Raw genomic sequence first — 15,040 nt, forward strand, 5'->3', positions numbered from 1 at the left:
TTCCTCGATAATTAACAATGATTTAACATTAGAATTTGCAGTTTTGACTATCCCCGGTCAAACGGGGAATTGATACATATACATGACTAAGAAAAAGGTTCCTTTTTTAAACAGAGAGATTAGCTGGCTATATTTTAATGAGCGGGTTCTGCAGGAAGCCGCGGATGAAAGCGTCCCTTTAATAGAACGAATCAAATTCTTGTCTATATTTTCTTCAAACCTGGAAGAGTTTTACCGCGTCAGGGTGGCCACCATGACGCGGCTTACCAATTTGAACGATAAGACTAAGGCTCTTCTCGGTTTTAACCCCAAAAAGGTACTCAACGAAATCAAAAATATAGTCGTAAAGCAGGAACGTAAGTTTGAACAGCTTTTTCAGGCTACTTTGATTAACGAACTGGCTCAAAACCGTATTTTTATCTTAAATGATACCCAGCTCAATGTGGCAAGAGGTGAATTTGTGCGGAATCATTTTAGAGACCGGATCTTATCTAACCTTGTTCCCATCATGATTGATCTGGATAAACCTTTTCCAGAGCTTAAAGACCGCAACCTTTACTTTTTGGTGCGTCTGTCTAAAAAAGGCTCTAAAAAGAACCAGAAATATGCGCTTATTGAATTGCCTAGTGATCTTCCACGGTTCCTGGTCTTACCAGAAACCAATGGGTTAAAGTTCATTATCCTGGCGGAAGACATCATTAAATATTGTCTGGATGATATCTTTTATGTTTTCAATTATGATGAAATTGAGGCCTTTTCGATACAGGTTACCCGCGATGCGGAGCTGGATATAGACAAGAACATCAGCGATAAGTTTATAGAAGAATTAAAGACAAGCCTCGATAAACGTAAAAAGGGTAAACCCATGCGTTTATTGTACGATACAGAGATGCCCTTCGATATGTTGAGCGTGCTGGTTTCCAAGATGAAAATTGAGGCGGAGAGCCTGATTCCTGGTAATCGATACCATAGGTTTGGAGATTTTATCCGTTTCCCAAATGTAGGCTCCGCAAGTTTAGAGTATCCAACAACGGTACCACTTAAGGTCGCTGGTCTGCACCGCACGGAAAGTATAATCAATAAACTTGCAGAGCGTGATTATCTCATCAATCTGCCTTATCAGTCTTACGACTATATCATCTTGTTTTTAAGAGAAGCGGCCATAGATCCCAAAGTCACGGAGATTAATATTACCCTTTACCGTTTAGCGGAAAACTCTAGGGTAGTTAATGCCCTGATCAATGCTGCAAAAAATGGTAAAAAGGTGAATTGCCTGGTCGAACTGAAAGCGAGATTTGATGAAACAGCCAATATTTACTGGTCTAACAGGTTGGAAGAGGAAGGTGTTAATGTGAATTATGGTTTAACAGACTATAAGGTGCATTCAAAGATCTGCCTGGTGAAAAGAATGGAGCGTGGACGTGCTGTATATTATGCGAATCTGGCCACTGGTAATTTCAATGAGAAAACCGCCAAACTTTATTGCGACCATAGCATTTTTACCGCTAAAAAAGAGATCACTTCTGATCTTTTGAAATTGTTTACTGCTTTAAACAAAAAAACGGTAACCAAAGGCTTTAAACACCTGATCGTTTCTCCACTGGAATCCAGAATAAAATTCTATGAATTGATAGACCGGGAGATCCGCCATGCAAAGGCTTCCAAGCCTGCTTATCTGATTCTGAAAGTAAACAGCCTGGCTGATGAGGGTATTGTAGAAAAATTATACGAGGCAAGCAATGCAGGGGTAAAAATAAAGCTGATTGTGAGAGGAATTTGCTGTCTGGTTCCCGGAATGAAGGGCTACAGTGAAAACATCACAGTAGTCAGCATTATAGATAAGTTTCTGGAACACGCCCGGGTATTTATATACGGTAACAATGGTAAAGAAGAAATGTTCCTGTCTTCGGCCGATTTGATGAGCCGGAATTTTGAACACCGTGTAGAAGTTGGTTTTCCAGTGCTTGATCCCGAAGTTCGGCAGGAGATCAGGGATATTATAGAATTTCAACTTCAGGACAATGTTAAAGCCAGGGACATCAACAAACTGAACAATAATAAATACCACAAAAACAGATTAACCACTAAAGTAAGGGCGCAGGTTCAGACTTATAACTACTTAAAAAATAAACACCAGTAAATTCATGTTAAGATACGCTGCTATAGATATTGGCTCCAATGCGGTCAGGTTACTGATCGCCGATATTACAAAAGACGAGACCGGATATGGTTTTAAGAAAAACACCTTAGTCAGGGTTCCGTTACGTTTGGGAGACGATGCCTTTCTTGATCAGAAGATATCAGACAGGAAAATTGAAGATTTGTTAAAGACCATGACGGCTTTTAAGAATCTGATGGATGTTTATCATGTTACAGAATACCTTGCCTGCGCAACTTCTGCCATGAGGGAAGCTTCAAACGGCGCGGATATCATAGCCAGAGTAAAAAAACAGACCGGACTGACTCTGGAAATTATAGAAGGCCAGCGTGAAGCCAATATCATTTATTCCAATCATATTGAGCAGACCCTGGACGCCAAAAAGAGTTACCTGTATATTGATGTAGGCGGAGGCAGTACGGAACTATCTGTTTTTGTAAACAAGGCGCCTGTGGCTTCCAAATCATTTGATATTGGCACCATTCGTATACTGGACAACCAGGACAAGGAGGAGACCTGGGAAGACATGCGGATATGGGTAAAAGAGCAAACCCGGAATTATAAAAATCTGGCTGGTATAGGCACGGGAGGGAACATTAATAAACTCTTTAAAATGTCTAATGAAAAAGAGGGTACGCCGCTCACTTTCCTGAAGTTAAAGTCGATGTACAACCAACTCAATAGTTATTCTTTAAAAGAGCGGATTAATCTGGTGGGCTTGAATCCTGACCGTGCAGATGTAATTATACCTGCTTGTGAGATCTATATCACCTTACTAAAATGGACAGGCATTAAACAATTGTATGTGCCAAGAGTGGGTATGGCAGATGGAATCATTAATCTGCTGATCGAAGAAAATCTAAGCTAGAGGTAAATCAGAGCGAGATAGACCCCATGATGGCTAACGCTGTGCGGGTTCGTACAAGCATAGTCAGGATATATACCATTCTGGTGGAAAGATATTATTACCTCTATTTCCTTCAGTAAGGATTGTTTTGGGGCGGCCAGTGAATGGATCATCTCACCATTTAATTTGCTTTGCGTGTGGTAAATGCAATTTTCTACAGATACAAAGCCAGTGGAATAGCCGGGGTTAAGTGTTTGTATGGTTGTTTCCAGAGAAGCAGGGGCGTAAATTCTTTGACCTGTTTTTCTGGAATGTACTTTATAGGCGGCCTCTTTCATGCTCCAGAACAACCAGACGAGTTGATTTGGTTGTTTACTTTCCTCAATCAACATTTGTTCTTTTTCAGAACAGATTTTTTGCAGATAACCTTTTCGCATCCAATTGCTTTCTTTTGCTGCAAGCTGCAAATCTACGATGTCATTCCCGGCCAGCCTCATGGAGTTTGGTTTCTATAATTTCAATGGCTGCACGTACATTGAGCATTTTTTCCATAGATAAATTGTCAATCTCGATTCCAAATTCTTCTTCCACATCCAGTACAACATCTACAAGATTTGCAGAGTTGATCTTCAGGTCTTTTAAGAAGTCTGTGTCTTCGTTAATGCTGTCCAGGGCCTCCTTATTTTGGGTGTAGTTGGAAACAATGACTTTCAACCGGGAGAGCAATTCTTCTTTATTCATGATCTATATTTTTTAAAGATGATACAGGCATTAACGTCGCCAAAGCCAAAACTCGCTTTTGCAAGATATTCTATAGGGTGAGACTGATATTGAAGTGGAATTTTTTGAGGATCTATTTGTGCTGCAATATCTGGATGAAGATCCTCGCAGTTGATATTGGGAAATAAAAAGTCTTCTGCTACCTGGAGAACAGAAGCCACACATTCCATGCTGCCCGAGGCACTTAATCCATGGCCGGTCATGCCTTTTAAAGCGTTGATGTACGGGAAATTATCGCCCGAACGACCCAAAGCAGTACACCAGTTGCTGATCTCGGTACTGTCCATCATCGTCGCTGTTAAATGTCCGTTGATGACATCAATCTGGTCCGCATGCAGTCCTGTGTTTTTTAAGGCAGTGCTGATGCAGTTTTGTACGGCTTTGCTATTCGGAGCGGTCATCGTGCCTGTGCCTCTTTGCCCACCCGAGTTAAGGTGGCCACCTAATACTTCTGCATAGATTGTAGCCCCCCGTTCAACAGCACTGTCCAGCGATTCCAGCAGCAGAGCACCTGCTCCACATGCCGGCACAAATCCACTTGCAGAGAGGCTCATTGGTCTTGATCCTTTTTCAGGCGTTTCATTGTGCTTATAAGTGCAAACTTTCATCGCGTCAAAACCTGCCCATATATAGGGACCGCCATCGCTGGTGCTTCCGGCAAGCATCCGTTTTGCTTTTCCAGACTGGATCCGCTCAAAAGCCATTAATACACTTTCCGCACCAGTTGTACACGCAGAAGAATTGGTGCTGACCTGGTTACCTAAACCCAATTTCCCGCCCAGGTAAGCACTTACGCCACTGGCCATGGTCTGCATGACCACACTGCTGCCTAGTTTACGGACCTGCAGTTCATCTATTTTATAAATGGCTTCCCTGAATTTTTCCATGCCTGAAGTCCCTGTGCCGAAAACAGTACCACTGTCCCAATCCGGATCTTCCTTCCTTTCCAGAGAAAGACCCGCATGTTTCCAGGCCTCCATGCCGGCGATTACACCATACAATATACCCTCACTGTTAAAATTTCGAAGCTCAAGGTCTGTAAAACAGGTTGAAATAAGCTCAGCACTCAGTTCCGGCCGGCCGGCAATCTGGCAGGAAAACAGGAGTTCCTGCAGCTGGCTGTGGTGTTTGATACCGGACCTGCCGTTTTTGATGGCCTCCCTGAACATAGGAATTCCTAGGCCATTTGGAGCCACAATGCCAAGTCCGGTAACAACAACCCTGTTAGCCATTTAATTTTGTGGTAACCATACCAGATAAAGTTCCTTTACAAACCACTTCACCAGCTTCGTTCTTCATTTCTACTTTGCAATGCAGTTTCTTGAAACGGAAATAGACTTTTTCAGAAACCACAGTTACCTTTTCGCCAGGGAAAACAGGCTTCATAAAATCAATAGCTGTAGAAGTCAGCATAACATGACTGGAAGCTCCTGAATCAATATAGCCACTTAGATAGATACCCAGACAAACCATTCCAATCTGCGCCATGGTTTCCGTAAGAATTACACCAGGGGTAACCGGGTGGTCTTTAAAGTGGCCTTTATAGAAATCCAGATCTTTGCTAAAAGTGTAAGTTCCTGTTGCACCATTTTCATCGATAGTAAGCAGATCATCAACAAATAAAAATGGGGCACTGTAAGGTAATTTTTCTAAAATTTCTTGTTTGTTCATCATATAAATTTTTGTTTTACCACTGTAACAGTATTCTTTGCGCAGAAAAGCCAGGACCAAAACTAAGCATTAATCCTTTTTCTCCTTTTGATGGTTTTTTGTCCATAAAGCGTTCCAGAACATATAAAACAGTGGCACTCGACATATTTCCGTACAAACGTAACACTTCTTTTGTATCCTCTATATTTTTATCTTCTGCAGCAAACAAAGATTCTACCATTTGCACAATTTTTTTTCCTCCGGGATGAAAGATCAGGTGGTCAATATCTTTAATGCTTAAATGATTTTTGGCCAGGAAAGGGTGGATGATCTGAGGAAAGTGTCCTGCAATAACTTTTGGAACATCAATATCCAGAACCATTTTTAATCCGGAATTGGTTAAAGCAAAGCCCATCATTTGTTCTGCATGGTAAAAGTGGTACATCTCTTCATCTAATATTTCCGGTCCCTGGTCTGCTTCGCAGGAAGATAATAAAACGCAGGCCACCCCATCTCCAAATATGGCTGCGCTAACAATATTGGCCATGGAAAAATCTCCGAGCTGAAAGGTCGCAGTGGGAGATTCTACGGCCACTACGGCGGCGCGTTTACCTGGGTTCGCTTTTAAAAAGTTTTTAGCATAGATCATTCCCGATACGCCGGCCGCACAACCCATTTCTGTAACCGGTAGGCGGACCACATCTTGCCGCATCTGCAATTTATTGATCAGGTAGGCGTCTAAAGAGGGAATCATGATTCCTGTGCAACTTACGGTGATCAGGAAGTCTATATCTCTGGCTTGCCATTTTGCTTTCTCTAAAGCGCCTGCAACGCATTGAGCCGACAACCGTATTCCTTCTCTGATATAAATGTTATTGCGCTCTTCAAAGGAACTGTTGGAAAAGACTTCTTCGGGAGAAAAAAAAGAATAACGTCTGTCTACAGCGGCGTTTTCAAAGATCTTTTTCACCTTTCGGATAAAACGATCTTCTTTTCCCGATAGCCATCCATCCAGGAAGGGTAGGATCTCTGCAGTTTCTCTGGAATGCCCAGGTACTTGTTTATTAACCGTTATTACTTTAGTGCTCATAAGTTTTAATAATCCATTGGTATCTAAATGCCCATTTCCATTGAATACGTTCATTCTTAAGGTGGAGTTGCCTTGAAAAATTTTGAAGGTCTCTTTTTTTAAATCCTTTAAGTATAGAGATCAATCCATCTTCTCTTGACATGTCGTTTAGCCTGAAAACAAAACACAGCGCTTTAAATAAATAATAGGCAGCAGTACTTCTGTGCAAATCATTGATCACAACGCCCAGCCGGCTTTTTTGAGTAAAACCACCTAAAAGAAACAGGATCTCCTGGTCTGTGAAATGATGCAGGGTCAAGGTACACAGTATGATGTCGTAAGTATTTTCTTTACCGATTTCCTCAAAGACATTTGCAGTGTGGTAATGAATATTTTTGTAGTCTTTAGATAATTTTTCCGCATGCTGTACGGTATATGGATTCGCATCTATGCCCAGCAAGTCTAAGGTTAGGCCTTGCCTTGCGGCAAAGTCTGCCAATGTTCTGAGCATATCTCCATTCCCGCAACCAACATCCAGTATACGCATAGATGTTTTGCTGTTGGTTTGGATCAGCTGTTTAACGCCCTGCAAGGTGACTTTATTTCCGCCCAGTAACTGATTGATCTTGGCAATCTTATCCAGTGCGTCTCTCAGGATTTCTCCTTCCATCCCAAAATCATCCATCATCTCTATAGCCTGGCTTCTGTGGCTGGTATTAATCATAAGAAGGTGGCGTAGTTAAAGGTTTACCATGGGTTCTTTTGATCATTTGAGGCAGAAGGGAGGGGAAACGGATCAACGTAGCCATGGCCACGTCTGATAGAACTCCATTTAGCAGAAGAGAGGACAATCTTTTACCGAAGGCCATTCGTTGTTCAAAATTAGCTGTCCACTGCTTAGTGTAGTTTTTTTCCAACTGGAACTGATCGGAAATTCCATGTTGCTGTATAATCAGTTCCGCACAGATTTTTGCACTGTGGATGGCCATTCCCATGCCATTACCGCAAAGCGGATGGATAAGCCCCGCTGCGTCTCCAATCATCAGGACGTGGTCTTTAACCAACTCCTTCTTTTCAAAGCAGATTTGCGCAATAGTGAGGGGACTTTCAAAAGCCAGTTCTGTATGTTCAAAGAGGTGTTTGAGGTGTTTGTTTTTAAAAAGTACCTGTTGTTGAAAGTCTTCCATGTTCTGGTATTTTTTAAACTGATCGTATGCTGTAAGATAACAAATATTAATCAGATTGGTTTCGACTTTCGATACGCCGCAGTACCCACCACTGAAATTATGGAGGGCCACCAGATTGTCTTCAAATTCACCTTTGTAGTGAGCCTTTACGGCCAGCCATGGTGATTTTTGATCGATGAAATGACGGTTAAGTTTTTTGTCTAGCGATGATCTTTTACCAAAGGCTCCAATAAGCAGTGGTGTCTGATGGGTTGCTGTATCTGTTTTTAGACTGAAGCCTTGACTGGAATAGGCGATGTCCAGAATCTTTTCGTTCAATATCTTGCAGCCTTTTTCCAAAGCTTTGGAATATAAGAAATGATCGAAGGCTGCCCGGCTAAGCCCAAATCCGCCAAGCGGAAGATTGCATTCTATCTGCCTGCCTTTAACTGTAGAGATTTGTAACCTTGTAATTTCTTTAGGCTGGAGAATTCCTGGATCTGCATTGAGCCATTGCAGATAGGGGAGCACTTCATTGGAAATGTACTCTCCACATACCTTATGCTGCGGATAAGTGTTTTTTTCAATTACGGTAACCTCGAAACCTGCTTTAAGTAAATGGAGTGCACAGGTTAAACCTGCCAATCCGCCACCTGCTATTATGATATTGTTATTGGCCTGCATATTTAAAAATACGCAAAAAGCAGGTCTTAATGTTTGTTGCACAAAAGAAATCGGCTTAACGTCTGTTCATCTTTAAAAATCATAGCATTTTAAGCCGCGGTCCCTTCTCAGGTTAGGGCGGCTGATGTAGAAACCTACAGAGATCTCATGGCTGCCATAATTGTAGTTCCGTAAGCCATTCAGGGAATAGTCGTAGGAATAACCGATTCTTAAATTAGGTGTTGCAAATAACTCCAGGATCAGGCCCATGGCACTTTCCTTTGGAAGGTCGTTTTGCAGGTTGCTCTTGTTGTAAAGTGTTACAGAGGTTCTGTAAAATGCACCTACCCATACTCTTTCTTTAACCAGGAGGAAAGCATTTAAATCCAATGATGTCGGACCTTTGGTATCATCTTTTAGCAGAATAATAGGTTTGAATCTTAAATCGTCTGAAACCGGAAATTGTGCCCCGGCGGTTAAATAGAAATGGGGTTGTGGTACCAGAATATTGCTGCTGTTGCGCTTTACGGCATATTGTGCCAGTAAATTGGTTGCAGAGAAGCCTGCAAAATAATCATCATTGGAATAATAGACACCGAGTCTTGCATCTGGCAGCAGGGTGGTTTGCGAATTTACCGGAATAGCTCCGTCATCAGGAGTTACGCCATCCAGTTTATTTCCATCTATGCCGAGCTGCATGAAACCTGCGGCTAAACCAAAGGAAAGTTTGGAATTGTCGCCACTGCCCAATTGTAATTTATAGGCGTAATTGGCATAGGCTGTCAATGCGCTTTGAGCCCCGATCTGATCATTTTGTATAATCAAGCCTAAACCAACCCGACCGTCATTTACTGCACCATCGGCAGAAAGGGAAAAAGTTTTGGGTGCACCTTTTACACCTTCCCATTGCGACCGGTACATAGATTGGATATAGACATCTTGTTTATACCCTGCATAAGCAGGGTTGATGTGTAGTCCATTAAATATATACTGCGAAAACTGGCTGTCCTGCTGTGCTTTGCCGGCCAGCACGGAAACCATTGCTGTAATGAGTAAGATGATCCTTTTTATCATTTTTTGAATGCCCTGATTAAGGTGATGTATCCTTTATAAACTTCCCATTTGTCATTGGCAGATTTGACTTTTAGAAGGTAGAAGTAAGTTCCTTCGTTCAGGTCACTTCCGTTCCATTCATTTTTGTATCCTTTTTTGTAGTAGACTGTGCTTCCCCATCTGTTTACGATGGTGATTTCATTGGCTTCATAGTATTCCAATCCTGGAATTTCAAAGGTGTCGTTCCTACCGTCACCGTTAGGTGTAAAGACGTTTGGTATAATGATTCCTGTAATAGATTTACTGTCTGAAGAGCTGTTGTTATTTGGATTAGGGTCTGTTTCATTAGCTATTACTGTAGCCGTATTTCTGATCACACCGGGTTGGGTGGCGATTACTTTTATTTTCAGATCGGCTGTTTGTCCGTTATCCAGCTTAGGCATTTCCCAAAATACGGTGCGGCTAACTGTATTGTAATGTGCCAGTCCCAGGGTAGGGGTGGCCAGTTCCTGGAAGGTCAGCTCAGCAGGAAGTACATCCTGAACCTTTACCATCGTGGCCGCGTCTACGCCATTGTTTTTTACCTGTATGGTGTATTCAAAGGCATCTTTAAGGGTTACTGCCCGGAATTCAGAGTGCTTGGTGACCATCACGTCTGCAGATCGTGGTGTTCCTGTACCCACAGTTACAATAACCGGCGGGGAGATGTCGGAACTACAACCTTCTGTATTGTAGCTGACCACGGTATACTTTCCAGCAAGGAATACGGTATAGCTGGATTGTGTAGCCTGGTCAATAACGTCGCCGTTTCGGAACCATTGATAGCTTGTTGCGTTAACAGAATTTGCCTGCAGGCGGATGGACGATCCTTGTGGGATCGTTACCGTCTGGTCGGTAGATTGCGCAAGGCCTGCTGTTGCGCTTAGCAACAGCAGACTTGACACAAAACTTTTTTTTCTGTTAGACATGAATTTATATTATCGTTAGATTTTAAACCTGGATAATTTTTATTAGAAACTAATTACTGGAGTAGTAGGTTTTGGAGTTACAATTACAGATTTAGCTGTTGTAGTAGCATCACATCCCTTTTTATTGCCAGAGGTATTTATGTTTGAAGGAACAACATATTTCACTGTTGGAGTAAAGGCATAAGTGCCAGCGGAAGCAGTGTTCATTGTAAATGTGCTTGATTTTGCGACATCAGCAATTGTTCCAATATCACTATTTGAAGCTGGTGAACCGCCTTTGGTAACTGCCCAGCTAAACTCATAAGTTACTTCTGCAGGGATAGTAACGCCAGATGGATCTGTTACCGTTGCTACCAAAGCCGATGAAGGAGTTGTGGCGGACGCACAATATGTTGGATTTGTTGGATCTGCAAGCGTTAATGTGATGTCAGGAAGTACAAATATTTTATAATCTGCAGAAACATCACTGGAACATCCAGTAGTTGCCGGATCTCCGGAAATCACCTGTACATTAAAAACGTGTTCGCCGGGAGTTAAAGTGGTAGGGGTTGTAAATGTTGCTCCTGTTGTACCTGTCTGAATGTTATTTGAACCGCCTACAGTTTCTGTCCATCTGAGTGTCTCGCCTGTACCTGGAGTTGGTCCTGTAAGTGTAACTGCTGTTCCCTTACAAGCATAAACCTGATAAGTTTGAGCAAAAGAGTTCGCCGCTAGCAGCATAAATAGAGCTAGAAATGTTGATTTGAGGATTTTCATTTTAGTTTTCATGTCGTTTGTATTTAAGAGTTTATATTAATTTGCTATTGAAATATTTGGCTGATGTGGAGTTGCGTATATATCTATGTTTAATGGTATATCGTTGCTGCATTTACCATTATTAATGGTTAACGTGCCATGATAAGTGTTGGCTGCTACATTGTTGGGCATTGTTATGGAGATAATCCCTCCTGTTAAAGGCGTACTGGTAACCCCAGCCCAACCTGCGGTTGTTGCAGTTGGATCCCACTGTATAGTGTATGAGGTTGGTGAATTTATCGGGTTAGAATAATTTATTTTAAACTCCGTTCTATTTGCACAGATAGGTACAAGGGGTAGTAAGGTGATTGATGGCAGTGGATTAATGGTAACACTGATGGGGTAGGAGTTGGTGCAGGTACTAGTTGTATTGCGTATGATAAAAGTGCCGGTATACGTGCCAACAGGTGCATTAGCGGGGATACTCAACTGAATTGGGCTCGCAGTCAGATCAACGCCGCTTACATTGGTCAAACTTGTTGTATTCCAAATGATATCATATTTGAGGTTACCAGAAGAGACAGCAGTATAAGGTAGGGAGGCGGTCGTAGACCCAGCACATATTGCTGGAATATTTCCTAAAGCGATGGTTGGAAGTGCAGCTACATTCACAGTGAAAGACGTTGAATTAGTACAATGTGTTGTTGCGTTGGTAATGGTATATGTGATATTTGCAGTACCAGGGGTAACACCTTTTACAAATCCTGTGTTATCTACAGTGGCTACTGCGGTGTTGTCGCTGGTCCAACCACCTGGATCTGCACTTGTATTGGTAAATGTATAACCAACACCAACACAAATATTAGCATTACCTATAATTGCTGAAACAGTTGGAAGAGGATTTACGGTAACGGTAACTGGTCCTCTTGTCATTAACCTGCAACCAAATCTTACCGGTTGAATATAGAATGTTTTTGTGCCATCGAATAATGCTGTATTTATAACCGAGGGACTTATGGGCGTTCCACCTGTAGGTACATCATATAATTCGAAGGTGGTGCAGTTATCTGTAGACGCCGGCAGAGGAATGACTTGGCCTTTACAGACAGTAATGGCATTATTTAGATCTGAGGAAGCAAATTTAGTTGTGGTTACTCTTTGAACCTCATGTATGTTAATAGAGGTCAATACGTTTGCAACACCTCCATATAGAATTTCTACCCTGTCATAGGGTTCAGGAGTGGGAGACAGAACAATGGCTGCCCTGGTATTTCCAGACAGTAGTTTAATACTCAGTAATGTACTTGTATTGTCTATTGGTGTCCCTACGGGTACTCCTCCCAAATATCTTTGTATAGAAAATCCAGTTAATAAATTAACCCCCAGTAAGGATGCCCCTGTAGAGGTAATAATTCTTAATGAGTCGCCAGGTAAACTTGGACTCGAGAAGATGATTTGCTCCCTGGCTTGTGCTAATACCCCGGCTCCGCTCAACATCGTGGCATAGGTATTCATGTCTCCATCTACAGAGTTCCATGCATTTTGTACACCAACAGTGACAGTAAGGGCTCCAACACCAATGTCTTTTACCCCATATATTATATCTGTTACATCTCCTTTGGTACAATCAACAGCAGGGGTTGGTGTATAATAGTAAGCATCAAAAACTCTTGCAGATTGAGCTACACTTACCAGAGATCCAAGGACAACCCGGATTCCGTCGTAAGCAACAGGGCCTGTTTTATCCGATGGTGTTATGGTGAATTCCAGGGTGTTATCTCCCGGCAATAACTTTAACAGCGAGGCATTAACTATTTGTGCCGTTCCAATTTCTGTTGTCAAAGTACCGTTTTTCTTAATACCGATTACTGATACGTTGGGTATCAAAGAAAGTACACCGGTACCTAGGCCGAGTTTGATGGTAGCAGGTGTTCCTGCAGCAACAGTATTATTCCAGAATAGGTTTTGCGTTACTGTACCGATACCAAGTAACCCGACGAGACTTGTTAAAGTTGAACTTGTTTTAGGATCTCCGTCTGCAGCTGATGCGTCGTCTGTTACATAACCAGTGATTATGGATGACCAGGTCGTGCTATTTGCATAAACCCTTTTACTGAGCGTTGGGCATGTAGTGGTAGAGTATACTGAGAAGGTAACTGTTGTAGAGTTAATACAAGTTCCATTATCCGCAATAACCTCATAGTTGTATGTTCCTGGGGTAGTGAAGGGGCCAAATGTAGGGTTTGCACCTGTAAATCTTAATGCTCCACTACTGTCGTACCACTTTATAGTAGAAGCAGATGATGTGGCATTAAAAGATATACTACCTCCGGTTGGAACTGTGGTAGCGGTTTGAGTTGTAGAAAGGGTAGGTAAGGGGTTAACTGTCACGGTAACTGGTGTACGGGCAGAGAAAAATTGTCCGCCGTCTGATGCTTCTACATAGTATGTTGTATTACTGGTTAAACTAGGAGAATAGGTTGTACCTGTATTAACCAGATCCCCACCCGTTGCAGCGGTATACCAGTTGTAAGTCATGCTTGCATTCGGGTTGCTTACAGCTATGGATGCCTGGGTACCACTACATGTTGTTACGTTATTTATTGTGGGTGGCGGGATATAAAAAGCATGGTAGAGATTTACATCTGACGCTCCAATTAGCGCTGGAGCAGCTAAAGTGACTTTAACAGCATTGTAAGCCTGCGTGGATTTAATGGCTAAATAGGTACTCCCATCGGTAGCTGTAAAATTGGAAAGGGTAACATTTGCATCTGCAATAGCCGTTCCATCTGCTGCACTTGTTGCATTTGTGTAAGCACTACCTTTGATATTTCCTCCCCCGAGCAGGCCCAACAGGCTATTTGGATCCCCTCCGTATTTTACATAGGTTGTTGTGCCGGCAGGTATAGAAATTGCAGTACCTGAGGTATTGAATTTAAGTTCTTGCCAGGCTGTTGTAGAATTTAAATTGACAAGAACGTCAGTATGAAGCGTTGCATATTGGCTTGTGGAGAGGTTTGTTCCAACAGAGGTAGTTGGGTTTGTTACTGACCATTTGGCGAGAGTTACTACAAGTATAACGGAGCCACTTCCGTTATTTGATTGGTTATCTGCATAAGTTCTTGTTTGCCCGCTTACATTCCCCATCTCCATAATCATTAAAAACACTGTTGCCAGTGCCTGAATCAGGAGAGAATATGGAGCATTTCTTTTGTGCACGCTGAGCGATAAATTAGTTTCCTACTATGCAAGTCCATATAATTTTTTAGATAAAATTTTACGTTCTTTATAGCTTATTCAAACTTATCACAGAAACTTCAACGATTTTCGTTCATTACATTCAGTTTGGAGCTGTATTCAGTGAGACTGGTCGTGATTCATCACTATCCATTATATCTTGAGTTATACTGTATTTGGTTGCTAATCAGTGTGTAAATAGGGGCGGTTAAGTTTTGTTCATTTTATTCAGCGTTTTTAACCGGCATGAACTTACCCGACCGACCAGAATGAAGAATAATTTTGTCCGCTTAAATATACGATTCAGACAGAAAAAATCGTCCCGATCGGCTGTTTGCTTCTATGCTGAAAACTACTCAGGAAAAAGCAATTTTACAGAAAATAGAGCCTATGAATTTATTATCGATCTATCGACAATTCATTTAATTCTATGCAAGAATTGGGCCAATAAATTGTTGTTTGGAAGAGAGCTTAACCTACGGGCAAATTGCTGCTCCGCAATAAAGAGCCACCGCTCTGTAAATAAAATAGGTGTAAAATAGCTTAAAAAAGAAACGGAACCGAAGTCTAGCGACCTGGTCCCGTTCCATTAAATTAACGCTCTCAAGTCAAAGGTAGCAATTTTTATTATACCTGCAAATTTTTTTTATTTTTTATTCGATTGGCATAAATTCTATAGGGTCTTGGATTGGTTTCTAACAGTCAAGTACTTGG

At 41.8% G+C, this 15,040-nt stretch carries 13 protein-coding genes; 2 read left to right on the forward strand and 11 right to left on the reverse strand.

Annotated elements, in window-relative coordinates; translation table 11 throughout:
* Positions 1-82: 82 nt before the first annotated feature.
* Entirely contained in the window at positions 83-2,140 is a 2,058-nt protein-coding gene (ppk1, locus tag DBR11_RS16890) for a polyphosphate kinase 1 (RefSeq protein ID WP_108553824.1), read from the forward strand.
* Between the two features lie 4 nt (positions 2,141-2,144).
* The gene (locus tag DBR11_RS16895) at positions 2,145-3,026 is read left to right on the forward strand and encodes an exopolyphosphatase (RefSeq protein WP_108553825.1); all 882 of its coding nucleotides are present in this window, start codon (positions 2,145-2,147) and stop codon (positions 3,024-3,026) included.
* Here the strand turns inward: DBR11_RS16895 and DBR11_RS16900 are convergent.
* The 11 genes from DBR11_RS16900 to DBR11_RS16950 all read right to left on the reverse strand — a co-directional run bounded on the left by DBR11_RS16900 (position 3,023) and on the right by DBR11_RS16950 (position 14,308).
* A complete protein-coding gene (locus DBR11_RS16900; RefSeq protein ID WP_108553826.1) occupies positions 3,023-3,502 on the reverse strand; it encodes a 4'-phosphopantetheinyl transferase superfamily protein in 480 nt (159 codons plus the stop codon). The genes DBR11_RS16895 and DBR11_RS16900 overlap by 4 nt on opposite strands.
* On the reverse strand, positions 3,483-3,746 hold the full coding sequence (locus DBR11_RS16905; protein WP_108553827.1) for an acyl carrier protein: 264 nt from the start codon (positions 3,744-3,746) through the stop codon (positions 3,483-3,485). The genes DBR11_RS16900 and DBR11_RS16905 overlap by 20 nt, the downstream gene beginning before the upstream one ends.
* Positions 3,743-5,017: a beta-ketoacyl synthase gene (locus DBR11_RS16910; protein ID WP_108553828.1), complete on the reverse strand. Its 1,275-nt coding sequence runs from the start codon at positions 5,015-5,017 to the stop codon at positions 3,743-3,745. The genes DBR11_RS16905 and DBR11_RS16910 overlap by 4 nt, the downstream gene beginning before the upstream one ends.
* Positions 5,010-5,459 (reverse strand): 3-hydroxyacyl-ACP dehydratase FabZ family protein, encoded by a 450-nt coding sequence (locus DBR11_RS16915; RefSeq protein WP_233260794.1) that lies wholly within the window; start codon positions 5,457-5,459, stop codon positions 5,010-5,012. The genes DBR11_RS16910 and DBR11_RS16915 overlap by 8 nt, the downstream gene beginning before the upstream one ends.
* Positions 5,460-5,472: 13 nt before the next feature.
* On the reverse strand, positions 5,473-6,525 hold the full coding sequence (locus DBR11_RS16920; protein ID WP_108553836.1) for a type III polyketide synthase: 1,053 nt from the start codon (positions 6,523-6,525) through the stop codon (positions 5,473-5,475).
* A complete protein-coding gene (locus DBR11_RS16925) occupies positions 6,515-7,228 on the reverse strand; it encodes a methyltransferase domain-containing protein (protein ID WP_108553830.1) in 714 nt (237 codons plus the stop codon). Before DBR11_RS16925 ends, DBR11_RS16920 begins: the two co-directional genes overlap by 11 nt.
* Entirely contained in the window at positions 7,221-8,354 is a 1,134-nt protein-coding gene (locus DBR11_RS16930; RefSeq protein WP_108553831.1) for an NAD(P)/FAD-dependent oxidoreductase, read from the reverse strand. The genes DBR11_RS16925 and DBR11_RS16930 overlap by 8 nt, the downstream gene beginning before the upstream one ends.
* A 72-nt stretch (positions 8,355-8,426) precedes the next feature.
* Entirely contained in the window at positions 8,427-9,407 is a 981-nt protein-coding gene (locus DBR11_RS16935) for a type IX secretion system membrane protein PorP/SprF (protein WP_108553832.1), read from the reverse strand.
* Positions 9,404-10,354, reverse strand: coding sequence for a gliding motility-associated C-terminal domain-containing protein (locus tag DBR11_RS16940; protein ID WP_108553833.1), 951 nt, complete (start codon positions 10,352-10,354; stop codon positions 9,404-9,406). The genes DBR11_RS16935 and DBR11_RS16940 overlap by 4 nt, the downstream gene beginning before the upstream one ends.
* A gap of 42 nt (positions 10,355-10,396) precedes the next feature.
* Positions 10,397-11,122 carry a hypothetical protein gene (locus tag DBR11_RS16945; RefSeq protein ID WP_146186564.1) on the reverse strand — a complete coding sequence of 242 codons (726 nt, stop codon included), beginning with the start codon at positions 11,120-11,122 and terminating at the stop codon, positions 10,397-10,399.
* A 24-nt stretch (positions 11,123-11,146) separates the two neighbouring features.
* Positions 11,147-14,308, reverse strand: a complete 3,162-nt coding sequence (locus tag DBR11_RS16950) for an Ig-like domain-containing protein (RefSeq protein WP_108553835.1) — start codon at positions 14,306-14,308, stop codon at positions 11,147-11,149.
* Between the last annotated feature and the right edge of the window lie 732 nt (positions 14,309-15,040).

Origin of the sequence: Pedobacter sp. HMWF019 (assembly GCF_003061025.1) — a bacterium.
Lineage (GTDB): Bacteria > Bacteroidota > Bacteroidia > Sphingobacteriales > Sphingobacteriaceae > Pedobacter.

Excerpts from the sequence above, each read along its gene's own strand:
- ppk1 (WP_108553824.1), top strand. The coding sequence starts at position 83 with ATGACTAAGAAAAAGGTTCCTTTTTTAAACAGAGAGATTAGCTGGCTA.
- DBR11_RS16895 (WP_108553825.1), top strand. The coding sequence starts at position 2,145 with ATGTTAAGATACGCTGCTATAGATATTGGCTCCAATGCGGTCAGGTTA.
- DBR11_RS16900 (WP_108553826.1), bottom strand. The coding sequence starts at position 3,502 with ATGAGGCTGGCCGGGAATGACATCGTAGATTTGCAGCTTGCAGCAAAA.
- DBR11_RS16905 (WP_108553827.1), bottom strand. The coding sequence starts at position 3,746 with ATGAATAAAGAAGAATTGCTCTCCCGGTTGAAAGTCATTGTTTCCAAC.
- DBR11_RS16910 (WP_108553828.1), bottom strand. The coding sequence starts at position 5,017 with ATGGCTAACAGGGTTGTTGTTACCGGACTTGGCATTGTGGCTCCAAAT.
- DBR11_RS16915 (WP_233260794.1), bottom strand. The coding sequence starts at position 5,459 with ATGATGAACAAACAAGAAATTTTAGAAAAATTACCTTACAGTGCCCCA.
- DBR11_RS16920 (WP_108553836.1), bottom strand. The coding sequence starts at position 6,525 with ATGAGCACTAAAGTAATAACGGTTAATAAACAAGTACCTGGGCATTCC.
- DBR11_RS16925 (WP_108553830.1), bottom strand. The coding sequence starts at position 7,228 with ATGATTAATACCAGCCACAGAAGCCAGGCTATAGAGATGATGGATGAT.
- DBR11_RS16930 (WP_108553831.1), bottom strand. The coding sequence starts at position 8,354 with ATGCAGGCCAATAACAATATCATAATAGCAGGTGGCGGATTGGCAGGT.
- DBR11_RS16935 (WP_108553832.1), bottom strand. The coding sequence starts at position 9,407 with ATGATAAAAAGGATCATCTTACTCATTACAGCAATGGTTTCCGTGCTG.
- DBR11_RS16940 (WP_108553833.1), bottom strand. The coding sequence starts at position 10,354 with ATGTCTAACAGAAAAAAAAGTTTTGTGTCAAGTCTGCTGTTGCTAAGC.
- DBR11_RS16945 (WP_146186564.1), bottom strand. The coding sequence starts at position 11,122 with ATGAAAACTAAAATGAAAATCCTCAAATCAACATTTCTAGCTCTATTT.